General features: G+C 49.5%; 19 protein-coding genes. 9 read left to right on the top strand and 10 right to left on the bottom strand.

Annotation, left to right across the window (positions count from 1 at the left end; genetic code table 11):
• Window positions 1-305: 305 nt before the first annotated feature.
• From FCL47_RS21025 to FCL47_RS21015, 3 genes are read left to right on the top strand one after another with little or no spacing between them, the layout of a single operon-like run.
• Window positions 306-890, top strand: coding sequence for a hypothetical protein (locus tag FCL47_RS21025; protein ID WP_136815694.1), 585 nt, complete (start codon window positions 306-308; stop codon window positions 888-890).
• A gap of 13 nt (window positions 891-903) precedes the next feature.
• Window positions 904-1,785 carry a hypothetical protein gene (locus FCL47_RS21020; protein ID WP_136815693.1) on the top strand — a complete coding sequence of 294 codons (882 nt, stop codon included), beginning with the start codon at window positions 904-906 and terminating at the stop codon, window positions 1,783-1,785.
• On the top strand, window positions 1,766-2,149 hold the full coding sequence (locus tag FCL47_RS21015) for a PqqD family protein (RefSeq protein WP_136815692.1): 384 nt from the start codon (window positions 1,766-1,768) through the stop codon (window positions 2,147-2,149). The genes FCL47_RS21020 and FCL47_RS21015 overlap by 20 nt, the downstream gene beginning before the upstream one ends.
• Here the strand turns inward: FCL47_RS21015 and FCL47_RS21010 are convergent, their stop codons facing one another.
• Together FCL47_RS21010 and FCL47_RS21005 are read right to left on the bottom strand one after the other, a co-directional pair.
• A complete protein-coding gene (locus FCL47_RS21010; RefSeq protein WP_136815691.1) occupies window positions 2,150-2,932 on the bottom strand; it encodes a uracil-DNA glycosylase in 783 nt (260 codons plus the stop codon). It abuts the gene before it with no gap.
• 65 nt (window positions 2,933-2,997) lie between these two features.
• Entirely contained in the window at window positions 2,998-3,513 is a 516-nt protein-coding gene (locus tag FCL47_RS21005; RefSeq protein WP_136815690.1) for a hypothetical protein, read from the bottom strand.
• Window positions 3,514-3,762: 249 nt separating this feature from the next.
• Here FCL47_RS21005 and FCL47_RS21000 point away from each other — a divergent pair, with 249 nt between their 5' ends.
• Window positions 3,763-4,143, top strand: coding sequence for a DNA-binding transcriptional regulator (locus FCL47_RS21000; RefSeq protein WP_240744328.1), 381 nt, complete (start codon window positions 3,763-3,765; stop codon window positions 4,141-4,143).
• A 20-nt stretch (window positions 4,144-4,163) separates the two neighbouring features.
• Complete coding sequence (locus tag FCL47_RS25750) at window positions 4,164-4,376, top strand: zinc ribbon domain-containing protein (RefSeq protein ID WP_136815688.1); 213 nt, start codon at window positions 4,164-4,166, stop codon at window positions 4,374-4,376.
• Between the two features lie 31 nt (window positions 4,377-4,407).
• Here FCL47_RS25750 and FCL47_RS20990 read toward each other — a convergent pair whose 3' ends face one another.
• A complete protein-coding gene (locus tag FCL47_RS20990) occupies window positions 4,408-4,755 on the bottom strand; it encodes a septum formation initiator family protein (RefSeq protein WP_136815687.1) in 348 nt (115 codons plus the stop codon).
• A gap of 48 nt (window positions 4,756-4,803) precedes the next feature.
• Here FCL47_RS20990 and FCL47_RS20985 point away from each other — a divergent pair, with 48 nt between their 5' ends.
• The gene (locus FCL47_RS20985) at window positions 4,804-5,214 is read left to right on the top strand and encodes a DUF523 domain-containing protein (protein WP_136815686.1); all 411 of its coding nucleotides are present in this window, start codon (window positions 4,804-4,806) and stop codon (window positions 5,212-5,214) included.
• A 47-nt stretch (window positions 5,215-5,261) separates the two neighbouring features.
• On the opposite strand, the gene FCL47_RS20980 is transcribed toward FCL47_RS20985, so the two are convergent.
• Window positions 5,262-5,960, bottom strand: coding sequence for a twin-arginine translocase subunit TatC (locus tag FCL47_RS20980; RefSeq protein ID WP_136815685.1), 699 nt, complete (start codon window positions 5,958-5,960; stop codon window positions 5,262-5,264).
• Window positions 5,961-6,154: 194 nt separating this feature from the next.
• Here FCL47_RS20980 and serS point away from each other — a divergent pair, with 194 nt between their 5' ends.
• Both serS and FCL47_RS20970 read left to right on the top strand, forming a co-directional pair.
• The gene (gene serS, locus FCL47_RS20975) at window positions 6,155-7,432 is read left to right on the top strand and encodes a serine--tRNA ligase (protein ID WP_136815684.1); all 1,278 of its coding nucleotides are present in this window, start codon (window positions 6,155-6,157) and stop codon (window positions 7,430-7,432) included.
• A gap of 481 nt (window positions 7,433-7,913) precedes the next feature.
• Window positions 7,914-8,336: a pyridoxamine 5'-phosphate oxidase family protein gene (locus FCL47_RS20970; protein ID WP_136815683.1), complete on the top strand. Its 423-nt coding sequence runs from the start codon at window positions 7,914-7,916 to the stop codon at window positions 8,334-8,336.
• 58 nt (window positions 8,337-8,394) lie between these two features.
• Here the strand turns inward: FCL47_RS20970 and FCL47_RS20965 are convergent, their stop codons facing one another.
• The 5 genes from FCL47_RS20965 to FCL47_RS20945 all read right to left on the bottom strand — a co-directional run bounded on the left by FCL47_RS20965 (window position 8,395) and on the right by FCL47_RS20945 (window position 14,041).
• On the bottom strand, window positions 8,395-8,721 hold the full coding sequence (locus FCL47_RS20965) for a hypothetical protein (RefSeq protein ID WP_136815682.1): 327 nt from the start codon (window positions 8,719-8,721) through the stop codon (window positions 8,395-8,397).
• A gap of 245 nt (window positions 8,722-8,966) precedes the next feature.
• Window positions 8,967-9,638: a molybdopterin-guanine dinucleotide biosynthesis protein B gene (mobB, locus tag FCL47_RS20960; RefSeq protein WP_240744327.1), complete on the bottom strand. Its 672-nt coding sequence runs from the start codon at window positions 9,636-9,638 to the stop codon at window positions 8,967-8,969.
• A gap of 84 nt (window positions 9,639-9,722) precedes the next feature.
• Window positions 9,723-10,397, bottom strand: a complete 675-nt coding sequence (locus FCL47_RS20955; RefSeq protein WP_136815681.1) for a response regulator transcription factor — start codon at window positions 10,395-10,397, stop codon at window positions 9,723-9,725.
• Window positions 10,394-12,832 (bottom strand): cache domain-containing protein, encoded by a 2,439-nt coding sequence (locus tag FCL47_RS20950; protein ID WP_136815680.1) that lies wholly within the window; start codon window positions 12,830-12,832, stop codon window positions 10,394-10,396. Before FCL47_RS20950 ends, FCL47_RS20955 begins: the two co-directional genes overlap by 4 nt.
• 30 nt (window positions 12,833-12,862) lie before the next feature.
• Window positions 12,863-14,041, bottom strand: a complete 1,179-nt coding sequence (locus FCL47_RS20945; protein WP_136815679.1) for an ABC transporter substrate-binding protein — start codon at window positions 14,039-14,041, stop codon at window positions 12,863-12,865.
• Window positions 14,042-14,324: 283 nt separating this feature from the next.
• Here FCL47_RS20945 and fdhD point away from each other — a divergent pair, with 283 nt between their 5' ends.
• Window positions 14,325-15,110 (top strand): formate dehydrogenase accessory sulfurtransferase FdhD, encoded by a 786-nt coding sequence (fdhD, locus tag FCL47_RS20940; RefSeq protein ID WP_240744326.1) that lies wholly within the window; start codon window positions 14,325-14,327, stop codon window positions 15,108-15,110.
• Window positions 15,111-15,146: 36 nt separating this feature from the next.
• Here the strand turns inward: fdhD and FCL47_RS20935 are convergent, their stop codons facing one another.
• Window positions 15,147-16,097 (bottom strand): D-alanine--D-alanine ligase, encoded by a 951-nt coding sequence (locus tag FCL47_RS20935; protein ID WP_304992188.1) that lies wholly within the window; start codon window positions 16,095-16,097, stop codon window positions 15,147-15,149.
• Window positions 16,098-16,353: the final 256 nt, after the last annotated feature.

Below are 16,353 nucleotides of genomic sequence, written 5' to 3'. Positions count from 1 at the left end.
CAGAATCCAGCAACGCTATTAGGCGGGGTTAGTGCCTTATGAATTCCAGTCTTGGCTGTTCACAAGACAGGAATTAGGTGAAGGCACTTGTCCCGCAATGCTTTTGGGCGGGGCTAGTGATTTGCTATTCAAAACCTTGAGCTTTTCCCAAAGAATTTTTCATGAAGGCACGTACACCCGTCAAGCGAGTAACCGACAGATAACTTGACATTAATCGCCACGACCCCATATTCTTTAGTAAAGAACAAGCAAAACCGACAATCTAATATTGAGATAAAAGCCCCATGATAACACTGCAAAGCACAATGAAATGGATCATAATATTCAGTATCTTATGCACTGCATTCCCCCTCCTCGCCAATACTGAGAAAGTTCCCCATGAAATTGCCGGTATTGCTTTGGGAACCAATGTCAACGATTATCCAGATATTGTCCAGAACGATGCACTCAGGGAAGTTGTCGTAACGGACTGGCATGGTTTCAGAAAAGGGTTCATCTCCTATGGTACCTGCAAAAATGTTAACCAGATTCTCAAGATGGATATGAAATATGCGGATAAGAGTGAAGAGTTCTATCAACAATTATTGAGGAAATTTCGTGAAGAATTTGGTGAACCCGATGCATGGAGCGGCGATTCCTTTGGGGTCATGAAGGTATGGAAATGGCAATTCATCGATAAAGATAAAAACAGCGTCAGCCTGGCGCTGCAATATAACGGCAAGAACTCCAACGAAACCATCGGCAATGTGGTGCGGCTTTCCTACCCTGACAAAATTGAGGAAGAACAGCTCTGTTTTCTTGAAGTCTGCCAGCAGAGCAACAAAAAGGCCGATGAAAAACGCAGAGAAGAACTGAAAAAAACCGGCTGGTCCTATCTTGTCCCGAGGTAACCTCGATACAACAATGCCTGCAGGGTCTGCGCAGCGAAACAACACCAGACTTATTGCCTGGAACGGAGTACAGCTCACTATTCCAAAAGCCTGGGATGCCCGTGTTTCCGGAAACCACCATCTCGTTTTCGAAAAAAATTTTCAGCCCCTGGTGCAGATCCGCTGGGAACAATCCGTGCATGATCCCTCCCGCAACCTGCAAAAGAGAGTGAGGCACTGGGCGGCTGAGCTCGGCGCGGTTGTGACGGATACATATCTGCCCGAAGATCTGCAGCAACTGCAGGTTCATTGGGAGCAAGTAAGCTATTATCGGGATAACAAGGGCATAATGAAAGGAGGTATCTGCTTTTGTGCTGCATGCAACACGCTGATTCTCTTTCATATTCTTACGTCAGACCCGGCTCTGATGCAAGAAATCTGTTCCTCCCTGTCGACACTTTCATGCAGTAATCCAAAAGAAAATTTGTGGTGTATCCAGGATTTTTCTCTTATGCTTCCTGCGAGTTATACTCTGCAGGATTACACTTTTGCGGCAGGACTCACCCGGCTGTCTTTTTTGAGCAGCGATATTTTCCTGCAAACCTGTAGCTTAGGGCCTGCAGATCTCCGTTTGACGGACCGGTCCCTGCAACAGATTCTCGCTATCCTGACCAATGCCTCGCATCTGCAGATCGTCGCCGGAAAAAGCGGCAACTCCTGCGAAGGTTTCAGATGTCCAACTGTCGTGCAGCAGGTATTTTTTCGGCTTCGCCGGGAAAAACCATTTATCAGGGCTGCAATCCGGCATGATACTGACAACAATCGGCTCCTTGCAGTTGTTCTTTCCGCCAACCGCCCGATAGCTCCGACGTCACTCCAGCAGATCAACCAGCGATATGAGATTATTCAACCGTAAATCACCGCACAAGGGACTCACCAGAACCGAAGCCCTGGCGGGGATACCGGAGAGAGCGCCTTCGGTTTCATGGAAGGTGCTTGAAAGCGGTGATATTCTCATCGAATACCCTTTACAACTCCAACCGTTTTTCTTGCAGCTCGCCAATCGCTTTCATAAGGGAATAACACAGAGACCCACCAAAAAACTGCAGTTGGACGGAATGGGCAGTACAGTCTGGCAGATGTTCGACGGGGCAAGAGACGTCAGGAGAATCATTGCCGATGTGGCAGAACAAAGCGGACTCTCTCTTTTGGAGGCGGAAATATCCGTCACTGCCTTTCTGCGTCAACTCGGCAGGCGTGGGCTTATTCTCATCCGTTAATTACAACAGGCCCAGTCTTCTGGCCAGAAGCTGCAGATCAGCCCAGGTAGCCTGTTTCATTTCAGGATTTTGCAGAAGATAGGTCGGATGATAGGTGGCAATAACCGGAATTTTTTGCTCTTTTTCCACCACGTAGTCGTGAAACTTCCCCCGTAGACGCGAAAGCGGCTGAGATTTTTCCAATACCGCGCGTGCAGCGACCATGCCCATGGTACAGATGATTTCAGGGGAAAGAGTCACAATCTGCCGCCGTAAAAAGGACGCGCAACTCTGAACATGAGTGGCTTGGGGCTGACAGGTCGCGGGGACTGCACATTTAATGACATTCGTGATAAATACCTTGTCAGCGGATAAGTTGATCGCCACCAGCATTTTGCCGAGCATCTCGTCCTGCTGCACACCAAAAAGATGGCCGGGCGGGAGATTCCCGCTCTCGTCAGCAGAAAGCCAGTCGCCAACAATTAACAAGCGGATTTTATCAGGGCCGCGACCGGCAACGGGATAGATCCGCTGTTTATGCAGTTCACAAGCATGGCAGGTGACTATTTCTGCCTCGATCTCCTCGATTTTCACCGGTGACCGGTTTACCGGAGGGCTCTTTTTCAGCGCAACCTGAGCAGCACCAAGCGATTGCTTCTGCGCGCTCACCTCAGCCACCTGTGGCACCTTCCGTAAAAAAGACTCCATTCCGTCGTTGAGCGGATACTCGCTGATACCAATCGCATTATGATATCGGAGTACAGACTGCAACCCGATCAGAAGCTCATTTTTCGTATTACTCACGCCTCACCAAATGCTCCTCCGTCGCTATTAATTGTCTAGCCATAATAGCATCCAAATCCGGGATATTATTCAAAAGGAAAATAAGAAATTTGCCATTGACTTCCACCCATGCCTTCGGTACTGCCACTCATGAATGCTCCAAAATAATTGAAGGCGATGGCACTGGCCCCGGCCGGTTTCGGGATGGAGGCTTTAACCGTCAAATTATCCGGCACAGCACCAAACGTGCTTAACAAAGGAGTTATATCGACCGTTTCAAGAACTCGGCCCTCACTATCTAAAAAGCTCATTTTGAGAAAAAATCTTTTAACGGCCGGAAAGGAATCGGTCAGGCTCCGGTCAAAACTGAGCGTGCCGGCCAGGTTGAAGGTATCACCCGCTTCAGAATACGAATAGGTGAGCAACAGGTCTTTGGCATTCCAGGCTGCATTCTGCACCCCTCCGGCCTTCAGGTTTATTCGGGCATCCTGTCGCGCAAGAGCCCCAATCTCAGGTTTCATGAAACTGGCACAACCGGACAGAAAAAGAGCGCCAACCCAAACACATACCAGAAATATCTTGGTCATTCGATGAGCAGTCATAGCATGCTTAGCCTCTTGATGACATAAAAAAAACGAGAAACACCCAACCACCGGTCTTGTACAGTAAGCATTCCTCTTCCAGAGGAAACAACATTTTCTTAATTTTTCACGAAAAAGCGGAGCCATTTCAGTCAAAATTTGGTAATTATGGAAGACATGATTATTATTCTCAGCTGACTCTTCAGCTATTATTAGCGGCTTCACAACAGTAGGCGGTAAGAAGCTTAACAGTTTTAACCCTGAGACGAGGTGCAGCTCTTGACCAAAGAAGAATTCAGTTTATCCAGAAAAAAGCTTGGAAAAACTCAAAAGAAACTTGCAGAACTTCTCGGCATGTCACTGAAGACTATACACAGCTACGAGCAAGGCTGGAGGACGATTCCGGCCCACATAGAGAGACATCTCTATTTTCTGCTTATCAATCAGCGCGGCAGGCAGGACAGCCTGAAGCCATGCTGGGAGAAAAAACTCTGTAATGTAAAAGAGGAATGCCCAGCCTGGGAATTTCAAAGCGGGCATCTCTGCTGGTTTTTATCGGGGACGCTCTGTGAATGCACCCAGGATATCTCACAGAAAGAAAAGCTTAAAATTTGCAAACAATGTGATATCTTCACCGATTTAATGCGATAAAGTTTTACGGAGATAGAACGATGCCGATATACGAGTACAGGTGCAACGATTGTGCCAATATATTTGAAGTGCTCACGACTTCAAGACAAAGTTCCAAACCGGTTCAATGCAGCAAATGCCAAAGTAACAATGTCACAAAGGTTCTCTCCGCTGGAAGCTTCAGACTCGGTTCAGGAACATCGCTGGCATCGGCTCCCGCACCAGGCTGTGGAGCGAAATCCGGATTTTCCTGAGCGACTTGATGACGGGTTCCGTGCGAACCCTCTACTCGTCTTTTTCAGGTCCTGCCTTTGAGAAATCATATACTTTTTCATTCTTTTTAAGAAGGCCGAAATCTTTCCGGGCGACTTCCTCAAGATATGCCGGATCTTTATGTAATCGATCAATATCATTTTGCAGCTGGTCAATCCGCTGTTCGATTTGAGTTGTCTCTTTCTGTAATCTTTTCAACTCGGATCGTTTACTCATAAGAGAGACCACTCCCGAACCCGGAGCAAAAATAATCCACAGCACGGCGATGACCAGAAGGGCCAGAACAATCTTAATTACCCTGCTTTCCTGCTGTTCCGACAGCTTCTGTTTTGGTTTTGCTTGTTTCTTGATAAACGACATTATAACCCATCTTAAATTCGACTATTTACGAGTCCATCGTATTTGACTATGCACAATTCCCCATGTCTGGTCAGCGCATGCCTGCTTGGCCTCTGTACCCGTTATGATGGCAGAGCGAAAACAGACCATCAATGTCTGGCCGCAATAACCGGGACAATCTGCATTCCCGTATGCCCTGAACAGTTGGGAGGGCTGCCGACACCAAGGGAAGCCGCGGATATCGTCGGTGGTGACGGCACCAGCGTCCTTGCCGGAACAGCCGGGGTGCTCACCAAAAGCGGCATCGACCTTACCGCCGAATTTATCCGGGGGGCCGAACAGGTATTGCAGATTGCCACCTCGCAAAATGTCCGCAGAGCTTTTCTCAAAGCCCGCAGCCCTTCCTGCGCAATTACAGGAAAAATCGGTGTTACGGCAGCACTTCTTCGGTCAGCCGGCATTGCCCTGACCGAGTTTTAATATCCCGGTTATTCAACAGGATGAATTTTTTATCCGACAACGCCCTTCTACGCGCCGATTCTCAAGACCCTCAGAATAAGTATACCTGATTCGTAGAGCAAATAAAGAGGCGCCCCCATAAGCAACATATTGAAGACGTCCGGGGTCGGGGTCAATACTGCGGCGATGATAGAGATGATTAAAATGGCATATCGCCTGTTTTTCTCATAAAAACGCCTTTTGAACACCCCCACCTTAGCCAGAAACACCATGAATATTGGCAGTTCGAAAATGAACCCGAAGGCCAGGATAAAAATCGTTGTGAAATTCACAAACTGGCCGACGGATATTACCGGTTTCAATTCCTCAGAGCTAAAACCAAGTAAAAATTCAATGCCAAATGGCAGAGTGACATAGTAGCAGAAAAGTGTTCCGGCGTAAAAAAGCAGGCAAGTAAAGAGGATAAAGAAAAACAGTTGCCCGCCGGAGACTCGAAACGGTTTCCCCAGGGCCCGCCACATAACCTGCGTGAACCAGGGCATCAGCACATATAATGCGGCGAAAAGTGCCAGTTTCACGTGGGCCAGAAACGGTCCGGCCACGGAGAAGAAATAAAGTTTGCCGGCCAGATGCCCCTGCACCACCTGCAGCAGATGCGGCGATAGAAAAAAAATCACCAGAGCAGAGCAAACAAAGGCCAGTGCCAGATTGCGAATGGATTTTCGCAACTCAGCAATCAAGGTAATAATTTTGGTATGTGCCGCCATGGGGGAATTTCAGATTTACCGGTGATTACAGTGTCGGACGCCGACAGGAGAACGTCGATCAGTTTCTTATCTGATCGACAAGGTAGCAGAAGCATGGAGAAAATGCAATTTGATAGAGGTTGATTTCACGAATCAGCCGTGATAAACAGTACTTTCCCTGCTGTTAAACTGCCAAATCAACCAAATAAAACACTATGCTTGAATTACGATTTATACGAGAAAATCTTGGCCTGGTAAAAGAAAAATGCAGCCGCCGCGGCATGCAGCCAACCCTGATCGACGCTTTTACCAGCACTGACCAAAAGAGGCTGGCGCTCCTCACGGAAGTTGAAGGCCTGAAGAATAAACGCAATACCGTCTCCGATCAGATTGCCCTTCTGAAACGAGGCGGAAGCGAAGAAAAGAAGAAAGCCGATCCGCTGATCACTGAAATGCGTGAGACCAGCCAGCGGATCAAGGAGCTAGACAACGAACTGAACAGTATTGAGCAATCCCTGCAGGAAATCGTCATGGCCATTCCGAACCTCTGCCATGACAGTGTCCCCGTTGGCCTGGACGATTCCAATAATATCGAGATTAAAAAATGGGGCGAGAAGCCGACTTTCACCTTTGCGCCAAAACCCCACTGGGAACTCGGCGAACAGCAGGACACCATCGATTTTGAACGGGCAGCGAAAATTTCCGGGGCACGATTTGCCCTGTTGAAGGGCTTTGGCTCGAGACTGGAACGGGCCCTGACTAATTTCATGCTCGATCTGCACACCCAGCGGCATGGCTACACCGAAGTCTTGCCGCCGTTTCTGGTCAACACCCCGTCAATGACCGCCACCGGACAGTTACCTAAATTCAAAGAAGATCTCTTTAAAATCGAGAACTGCGACCTGTACCTTATCCCCACTGCCGAGGTGCCGGTGACCAATATCCATCGGGATGAAACCTTGAGCGAAAAAGAACTGCCTATTAAATATACCGCTTACACGCCCTGCTTCCGGTCTGAAGCCGGCAGCCATGGCCGTGATACCCGCGGACTTATCCGGCAGCATCAATTCGACAAGGTCGAACTGGTCAAGTTCACCACTCCGGAGACCTCGGAACAGGAGCTGGAAAAACTTCTGGCCGATGCGGAAGAAGTGCTTCAGCTGCTGGGCCTGCATTACCGGGTCGTCATTCTTTGCACCGGCGATCTTGGATTTTCGGCGACCAAAACCTATGACATCGAGGTCTGGCTCCCCGGTCAGGATACCTACCGGGAAATTTCATCCTGCTCTAATTTTCTTGATTTTCAAGCCCGTCGCGGCGGTATCAGATACCGACCGGATGGTCAGAAAAAGTCAAAGCTGGTCCATACCTTAAATGGTTCCGGGCTGGCCGTTGGCCGAACACTGCTGGCCATTCTTGAAAACTATCAACAGGAAGATGGCACGATTAAGATACCGGAGGTGCTCGAACCCTACTTCCAGACCCGTTTCTAGCTCTTTTTACCGGCAGATTAGCAGGAGGCCAAAGCCCATGGGCTCTGTCGTTTCAGAGGTTCTGCTTTTGGGCGTTCAATACCCGAAACCAAAAAAAGCGGCGAGGCCACATTTGTTTTCCCCGCAGAGCATGCGAAGATTGGAAACAAATTGTTTTATCTGATTACCCCTAATGTTCAGCTAATGAACCAGGGTGTGGGCTGTTCATTTCCCGGGACGCGGTAAACCCATCCCTGGGGGCTTCGCTGCAGCCATCCTTGGCTGCAGAGACCCGTAAAACGAACAGCCCACACCCTTCCATTTCGACAAGCTGAGCTTGAGGGGTAATCAAATTGTTTTAATTGCTCTTCTGCCCCACATTTTTATGTGCACTTACCAAAAAATGCTTAGACTATCCGGCATGATGTACATGATGAGTTGAATCTGTTGTACCTGAAAAGGTGCGGTATTGAGCAAAGAACGTCGAAAAGGAGATGAATGAATGGACAACCTGCAACAGCGTATACTGGATATTATCCATAAACCGCAACTTGCCGCTCTGGCAACAGTAACAGAAAAAAATAACCCCTGGGTTCGCTATGTGGTTACGGTCGGGGACGGGAATCTGACGCTTCGCTGCGCAAGTTTTGTCGAATCGCGTAAAGTCAGCCAGATTACAAACAATCCCAACGTGCATCTGACATGTGGTGTCAGCAACCTCCAGGAAATGCACCCGTATCTGCAGATTCAGGGGCAGGCTCGGGTGGCCACGGACGAGGTCGAACGCCATGCCTTCTGGAATGACATGCTCGCGTCCACCTTTACCGGTCCTGATGACCCGAAATACTGCGTAATAGTTATAGAGCCATACCGGATTGAATATTGCACGCAAGGCTCAGATGAGCCTGAAGTGTGGACGAAGTAAGGGTGAAAAATATACCCAGCAGGCCTGCATGGGGTGAACAGGCCTGCTTTTGTTAGTATTAATCGCCCGTTCCCGGCCCAATCTTTTCTTTTGAGAGATATTTATTCAGGATATCTTTCGTCTTTGCTCGTTTTTGATCTTTTGTCAGAGACGGATCACAATAAATTTCCCCTAACATATCCGCGATAGCCCCGGCTTCTTGATCGAGATGGAGCTTCAGGTGCTTGACATACTTTACATGTCCCTGATGATCTGGACAATACCAGTCATGGCCGATTTCTTTACCACCCGACATCAGCGGCAAGGCCAACGCAATAATAGAGGCTGCAACCACAATCCGTCCGGTTTTCACGGTTCTTTTCAACATTGTTCCACCCATATCCATTGGTTTTTAAATCATCTTTCGGCCGTCACTATATTTTATAGAATTACCGTTATAATATAACAACAGCCCCATTCCGGGCCTTCGCCTGATGAGCAGTGTGACAAAGTCGTATTTCGAGCATATGCTTATTACTCACTGGCACAATACGGCCAAAACACCCCAGATGTCAAGAGGAATGAGACCAGCTGGCTCGAGTCGCCTGCAGCTGGTCAATATTGCGGAATGGGTGATGATGTACTTGATGGCTATTCAGCACCACCAATCTTTATGCGCAGTTCAATTTCCGAGATCTCCTTGTCGAGCTTCAGGGTTTTAACAAAACCATGCACAGTCCCGGCCAAGACTTCCTGGATATAATCTTTAATGGGGATCTTGTTGCCATTAACGAGCAGTACGGTCGTTTCTCGGCCATTTTTCCTGGTAATGAATCTCTTTTCGATAAAGAGAGCTATTTCAGCTGCTTCATCGAGACGAAAAACATAGTTGCCGTCAATCCCTTCGAGATTGGTCGCAACAGCAATAACCCCCTGAACTTCATCACGCAGTTTCTGGTCCAGATCCCGAAAGACTTCTATTTTAGGAATCTTTTTCGCCCTTTTAAATCCTTCTCCTATAACAATATCCACGTCAGGAAAATAACGATGCGCCAGGGTCCTGAGAGAAAGCCCACTGTTTATGGTCTGCAGCACCATCTGGTCCGGCGCCACCAGCATCACACTTTCGGCACCGGCCTCTTTGTGCATAAAGGTATCTGTTCCGGGAGTGTCAAACTGTATCCCCGAATCATTGCTCGATTTTATAACGGCAACCCGATACCCCAGTTTTTTCAATGCAGCGACAACCTGTTTAACCAAGGTTGTTTTCCCGCTGTCATGCCAGCCGATAAATGTAACGACAGACGACATATATGATGACATAATTCTCCCGGTTCTTTTTGCTGGCAAAGATCTTTTCCCCCTTTCTCAACATATCTGTATAAATCTTATCCTGTGCAGCTGCAACTACCCTCTATCGTGCTGATTTGACTTTAAAGAGTCCTGCTCCGTCCACAACACCGCCCGGCGAACAAGCTCCGCGGCTGTTTTGATACCCAGCTTCTGTTTGACTCGGTCGCGATAGGTACCAATTGTCTTGATGCCGAGCTTCATCTGTTCGGCAACCTCCCTGGTGGAAAGACCGGCCCCGAGCAATCTGAATACCTCAAGCTCCCGGTCAGTGAGCAGGTCGACGGTCCGACCGGCCGAAGTATCGGCGTTCACCTGCAACCTGTCGAGCAATCTCTCCATGATTTTGCCGCTTACATGGATCTTGCCATTGCGGATATTTCGCAGTGCCGAAATCACATTCTCGCTGGCCTCTTTTTTCATAATATAGCCCCGGGCGCCGGCCCGAATCGCTCTTTCCGCCCAGACCTGCTCATCATGCATGGAAAGGACCAAAATGAGCACTGGATGTTTCTGGCTGGTCAGATTCTTCACCAGATCAAGACCATTATCACCGGCAAGCGTAATATCAACAATCGCCAGCTCGGGAAGCGTTTCCTCTATCACCTTGCCAGCACTCTCTATGTCTTCTGCCAGCCCACAGACAACGAAGTCTTCTTCCTGGTTCAGCAGCTCGGCCATGCCCATTCTGAAAATAGGATGGTCATCAACAATTATCACTTTCGATTTCATTCCTGTCCCTCACCTGTCACCATGATTACCGTGCCGCCTTCCTTACCCGAACTGATGGTCAATTCCGCACCTATCGCCTTTGCCCGATATTTCATGGTGTGACATCCCATACCGGTTGCGGCCGGAGTACCGTCGAAACCGACCCCGTCATCGACAATCTTCAATGAAAAGCCGCCATTTTTACGCCGCATATATACCCCGATTTTTTTGGGTTTGCCATGACGTGCGGCATTAAAAACAGCTTCCCTGATGATATAATGCAAATGAGTCGCGGTATTTTTACCTAAGGGTTCCTGATCTTCCCCCTCTTCCCATAAGAGATCGCAACGAATCTTGAATATCTTTTCCACCTCGACCGCCAGCTCCTCGATTGCCGCCTCCAACCCATATTCAACCACATGCACCGGATACAGTCCCTGAGACAGCCGGCGGGTTTTTTCAATGGCATCTCTGATCAAATCGCGGATCGTGGCCAGCTGCTTCTCGCGATCCGGAGCTTCACTTCGCAGTTGCTGCTGCAGGACCTTACTGAGCAGCTCAACACCGGTAAGGTGGGAGCCGAGATCGTCATGCAGATCTCGACCGATTCGCGACCGCTCCTCTTCACTGACGGCTATAATCTGCCGCTCCAGGCGGGCAAGCTCCTCTTCCGCACACTTATTGAGGACATGCAGCCACATTCCCTCAAGCAGCATGGTCATCTGCCGGATGTCGGAATTATCATATTTCTCATTATTATTACTGACCCCGGCGACCACGACAATCTTCCCGTCGTAAAAAATCGGCACATCAAGGTGCCGCTTAAGCGTTGTGTTGTACGGATAGAAATCCGCCCCCTGGCCGGGCTTGACCATATTGGCAATAATGGCCGTTTTCCGCAGCACCGCTTTACCGGGAAGCCCACCGGATTCCACTGACCGGCTCTGGGACGGCTCCCTCTGGAGATCATCTGCCTGCTGGGAGGTACAATCGAAAAAGGCGCAGAGTGTGATTTGTGTCTGCGCTGTATTGACCAGGGCCAGATAGCCTTCTTCACTTCGCGTTATCTGCACAATACGCTGCAGGATAAAATCATACTTATCCTGCAGCGTGTATTTTTCCATCATCCCCAGACGCAGGAGGGTGTCAAGGCGCAATTCATCTCGATGCAGCAGGAGTTCATTCTTAATCCGTTCTTCAACCATCCGGTTCGCCAGATGGCTCAGGTCTTCAAACTCACGGAATACAAGATCTTCATTGTTTATTTTCACATTGGCATCGGCAGCTTCCCGAAAGAAGGTCGTAAAAAGACTGATGCCCTGCTTGATTTTCAATGAATAAAAAAAGGTGCTCAGGAGCAGAAAGGCAACAGCTATGGCAAAGAGCACCATAAAGACAAAGACATTTTTAAAGGATATTCCCTGGTAGGTTTTTGTTTCTGCAGCAATGGTCTGCTCCATTGCATCCATAAACATCGAAGTCCCCAGTACCCAGCCCCACTCCGGATAGAGCTGGACAAAACCGAGTTTCTGGTGCGTTTTCCCAGGCACACCCCGTTGCACCGAGTAGTGGACATACCCCTCATGCTTTCCATTTATCGCGGTTTTCAGCAATTCCTCTCCATATCTTTTTCCTTCGCCATCGGCCAGTTCCCGCACCGATCGCCCGATAAGCCGTTCATTCTGGTGACTGAGAATAGTCCCGTCGGTACGAAAACAGAAGACTTCACCATCTTTGCCGAATTGGATATTGCTGATCCTGGTCAAAACCTCACGCTGCAGAGTATCTTCGAGTTCCTCAAGATAAATCCCCGCCCCGATAAACCAGTCAAGCGGCTGAAAATATTTAACAAAAGCTATCTCTGGAAAGATTTTTCCCGCAAACGCCGGTTTAACGAGATTGTAGCGATATAAACCGGCTTCTTTCTCATTGATTATCGAGACGATGTCCCCAATCACATCCTGTCCGGTGATCTGTTTAAACTCTGCCGGAGATTTCCCTTCGAAAAACGGTTCCTCGGCAAAAAGATCGATTCCACCACCGTGTACCCGGCCAACAAAATAATACCCCCGCCCATTGTCCCAGCGTATAGGCCGCAGCAGTTCAATTATTATGGAACGCAGCTCCTCGGTACTCTTCGTATCCTTGTAGAGACGATAATTATGTGAAGCAATGGTATAGGCGGCCTGCACCCGTTCGCGAATATCCAGTTCGACCAGCAGTTCGTTTTGCTGCCGTCGAAAATTGATAAGGTCAACAACCTTGGCCAACTCCTCTTTTACCCGCACCTCATATTGGTGTTTATAGGTATGCCGAATATTATCGATGCTCTCCTGATAGGCTTGAAATTCATTGATCGCCCAGAAAATACCGATGAATACGGCAAGAGAAGTAACAACCACCAGCGACGCATAAAACGGAGCCGAAGAAAGGGTGATTTTGTTAAACAATCGCATTGACGGTCGCGCCACGAGAATGTTCCTCCCTTAATTCTCAGGAGAGTGAGCACTCTGGCCGTTGAACGGGCTGAGCTCCTGCACGGCCGGGTAGATCCGGGTCAGGTATACAGTATCCATGCCCTGATGGTCCTTCGGACCAAAGCGAAGCACAAGCCCACCCAGATCAAACCGCCCGACCTTTTCCATGGTGGCTATAAATTTCTCCCTGGTAAGCTCTCCCTGCACCGCCAGAGCAATTTCACCAAACAGTTTGCCGACGATAAACCCTTCGAGAGAGGTAAAGCTTATCGGCGCATCATGCTGATATTTGGCCATGTCACTTTTGAACTCACTTATTAAGGCAATATTGGCATCGTGAGGCGATGGAACGACCTGGGAGACCACCACATCCCGGCCGTAGGCACCGAGGGACTCCCGCAGACTTTCGGTGCCGACAAAGGAAATATTGCCAAAGATCACCTCCCCGGCAATCTTGTTCCTGCTCAGTTTTATAAATTCGGCACAGGCCGAATAGGCACCGACCAAAACAACTGCCTCGGGTTTTTCCTGGTAGATATCGCGCAAAGCGCCAATGACGGCGACGGTATTTCTCTCATAACTTCCCTTGGAGACGAGCGTCATTCCCCGTTTGGCCAGAGCAATTTCAATCCCCCGCAGACCGGCAAAACCATAGCTGTCATTCTGGTAAAAACAGGCGATACGATGCAACTTCTTTTGATCGATCAGGTAGGATGCGAGCTTTTCCATTTCCTGAAAATAGCTGGCACGAACATTTATTACGTATTTATTAAACGGGATGCGCAGAAATTCGGCTCCGGTAAAGGGTCCAAAAAAAGGGACTCTCTCTTCACTGACAATCGGCGCCACCGCCTTGGAAGTTGGAGTGCCAACGGCACCGATAAGAGCAAAAACCTGATCGTCGTAAATCAATCCCTTCGTGTTTCTCACCGCCTCATCCGGCTCATAGCCGTCGTCCCGACTGAGTAAAATGAGCTCGCGGCCATGAATTCCCCCGGTATCATTTATCGACGAAAAAGCGGCAAGCAGACCAGCCCGCATCTCCAGACCGAGATTCTGGGCAGGCCCGGTCAGGGCGCAGGATTGCCCGAGAACAATGGGAGAGGACAAAGGCAAAACCGCTCCCTGTACCGTAGAAAAATAAAAAAATACCAGATAGAATAAAAAACCGGTACACCTGGGTATCATAGAGTATCTCCAAGACCGACAGAAAGGCGGCAACATTGACAAAAACGCCTTCCGGTTCTACCTCTTAATTATTGCCTGGCCTCACTTGACGCCATCTCTGCTGGTTAACTTTGTCTTTTTAGGTGGTCAGTCAATTTCAACGCATAGAAGTTCCCACTTCCAATCAGCGAACAACGCCTGGTTAAAATGATGCTTGAAATTCGCCGCTTCTCCATTTAGGGTAGCGCACACAGCAAAATATACAATCCTCCGCCAATCAAAATATACGCAAACTCATACGCCAATGAACAGTTCACACCCCATCAGCACCCGGCTCACCATGAGCCATATGACAACCGTGGTCACGCCGCATGGCTTAACGGAGCAAATGGAGCAGCTGGCTATTGAAACGCCCTATTCCATAGCCCTCAACGATGAAACCATCGGCTCCTCCATGGTATTGCCAACCGGCCTGGAAGAGTTCGGCGCGGGCTTTCTTTTCGGCCAGGGTTATATCAAAGAGCCTGGGGAAATCAAAGAAATATATATCTGTCCGGAGGGCCGCATTGCCGTATACGCCGATGTGCTGCGAACGGAACCAAAAGAAGTGATCATCACCTCCGGATGCGGGGGAACCGGCAAGATTTCCAGAGAAATGCTTGAGGGAGCCTTCGATCCCCTGCAGGAGTGTACCATCACCTTTCCTGAGATCAGCACCTTTATCCGGCAGGCGCTGCAATATTCTCCTCTAGGGCCGCAAACCCACTGCATCCATGGCTGCGGATTCTGGGAGAACGGAAAATTACAGCTTTTCTACGAGGATGTCGGACGGCATAATGCAGTCGATAAGGTGCTTGGCGCCATCCTGCTCGGCAAGGCAAGCCCAAGGGGCGCGATTTACACCACCGGGCGCCTCACTTCGGATATGGTGTTGAAATGTGCCCGGATCGGTATCCCGATAATCATGTCCAGGACTGCACCTTCCTCACTGGGACTGGCGATTGCCAGAAGATCAGGGGCAACCCTGGCCGCCTATGCCAGACCGGATCGCCTGAACGTTTTCAATGCCCCCCACCGTATTGTGGTGTAACCCATCAGCGGTAACAATTCGGTGCCGGTCCGTCCGCTACTTTTTCGGTCGATCTTCCATCCCGAGCTCGATCAGGCGCTCGAGAAACTGCGGGAAAGCCAGTCCATGCACCGCCGCCGCCTGCGGCATAAGGCTGGTGGCCGTCATGCCGGGGATGGTATTGGTCTCAAGCAGGTACAACGAACCATCTTTCGCCAGAATCATATCCGTCCGGGAATAGCCTCTCAGGCGTAATGCTTTATGGGCGGCCACCGCGTATTGCTGAGCCTGCCTGGTTGTCTCGTCGTCAATCGGCGCTGGACAGATTTCCTCCGTGGCTCCGGGCAGGTACTTGGCATCATAATCGAAAAAAGAAAATTTTTTATCGGGCACAATTTCGATTACCGGCAATGGTTCCAATACTGTGTTGCCCAATACGCCGACGGTCAGTTCCCGCCCTTTGATATATTTTTCCACCATGACGTGGGAATCATGGCGCAGGGCTCGCTGTATTCCCGTCAGCAGTTCCTCTTCGGTCTGCGCAAGAGACAGCCCGAGACTGGAACCTTCATGGACCGGCTTCACCACTACGGGCAGCCCGAATCGTTGCACCAGCGCCGCAATATCAATCTTGTCACGGCTGGTCAGAATAGACGAATCGGCAACCGGCAGACCACTCATGGCGTACAACTCCTTGGCCAGCTGCTTATCCATGGCTATGGCGCTGCCCAGCACCCCGGACCCCTGGTAAGGCACGCCAAGCAGATCAAGAAATCCCTGCATGGTACCGTCTTCACCAAAGAGACCGTGGAGAAGAATAAAAGCAAAATCAATCTCCGGTGCGTCGGCTGCAAGCCTGGCCAGATCCGTTGCCGGATCATAGCGCCGCACCATAAATTTTTCTGAGTCAAGAGCCTTTTCCACGCTCGCCGCACCACTCAGTGACACCGCCCGTTCACCCGATACCCCGCCGGCCACCAGGGCAACATGTAGTTTATTTTTCTGCATAGACTTCATTCCTCATATTATCGAATCTATCTCACGAGCATCCTGTGTCGACACTCCACTCACGAACAGCAAACTCTCTCTCGGCAGGGTACTCTTCCCTGCGCTCAAGATCATCTAAAAAAGTAATTATCTTTCATGACACGCCCCCTGAAACGTCGAGATGTTGCAGCATTGCCATCTCGCGTATTATCCATCTGACGGGCGTTACACGTACTAAAATTGACGGATGTTGCAGCCATCCAGACAATCGCCTTCT

This window comes from Desulfopila sp. IMCC35006 (genome assembly GCF_005116645.1).
Lineage (GTDB): Bacteria > Desulfobacterota > Desulfobulbia > Desulfobulbales > Desulfocapsaceae > Desulforhopalus_A.
Note: the sequence above shows the minus strand (reverse complement) of the source record. Positions and strands in the feature narration are given on the sequence as shown.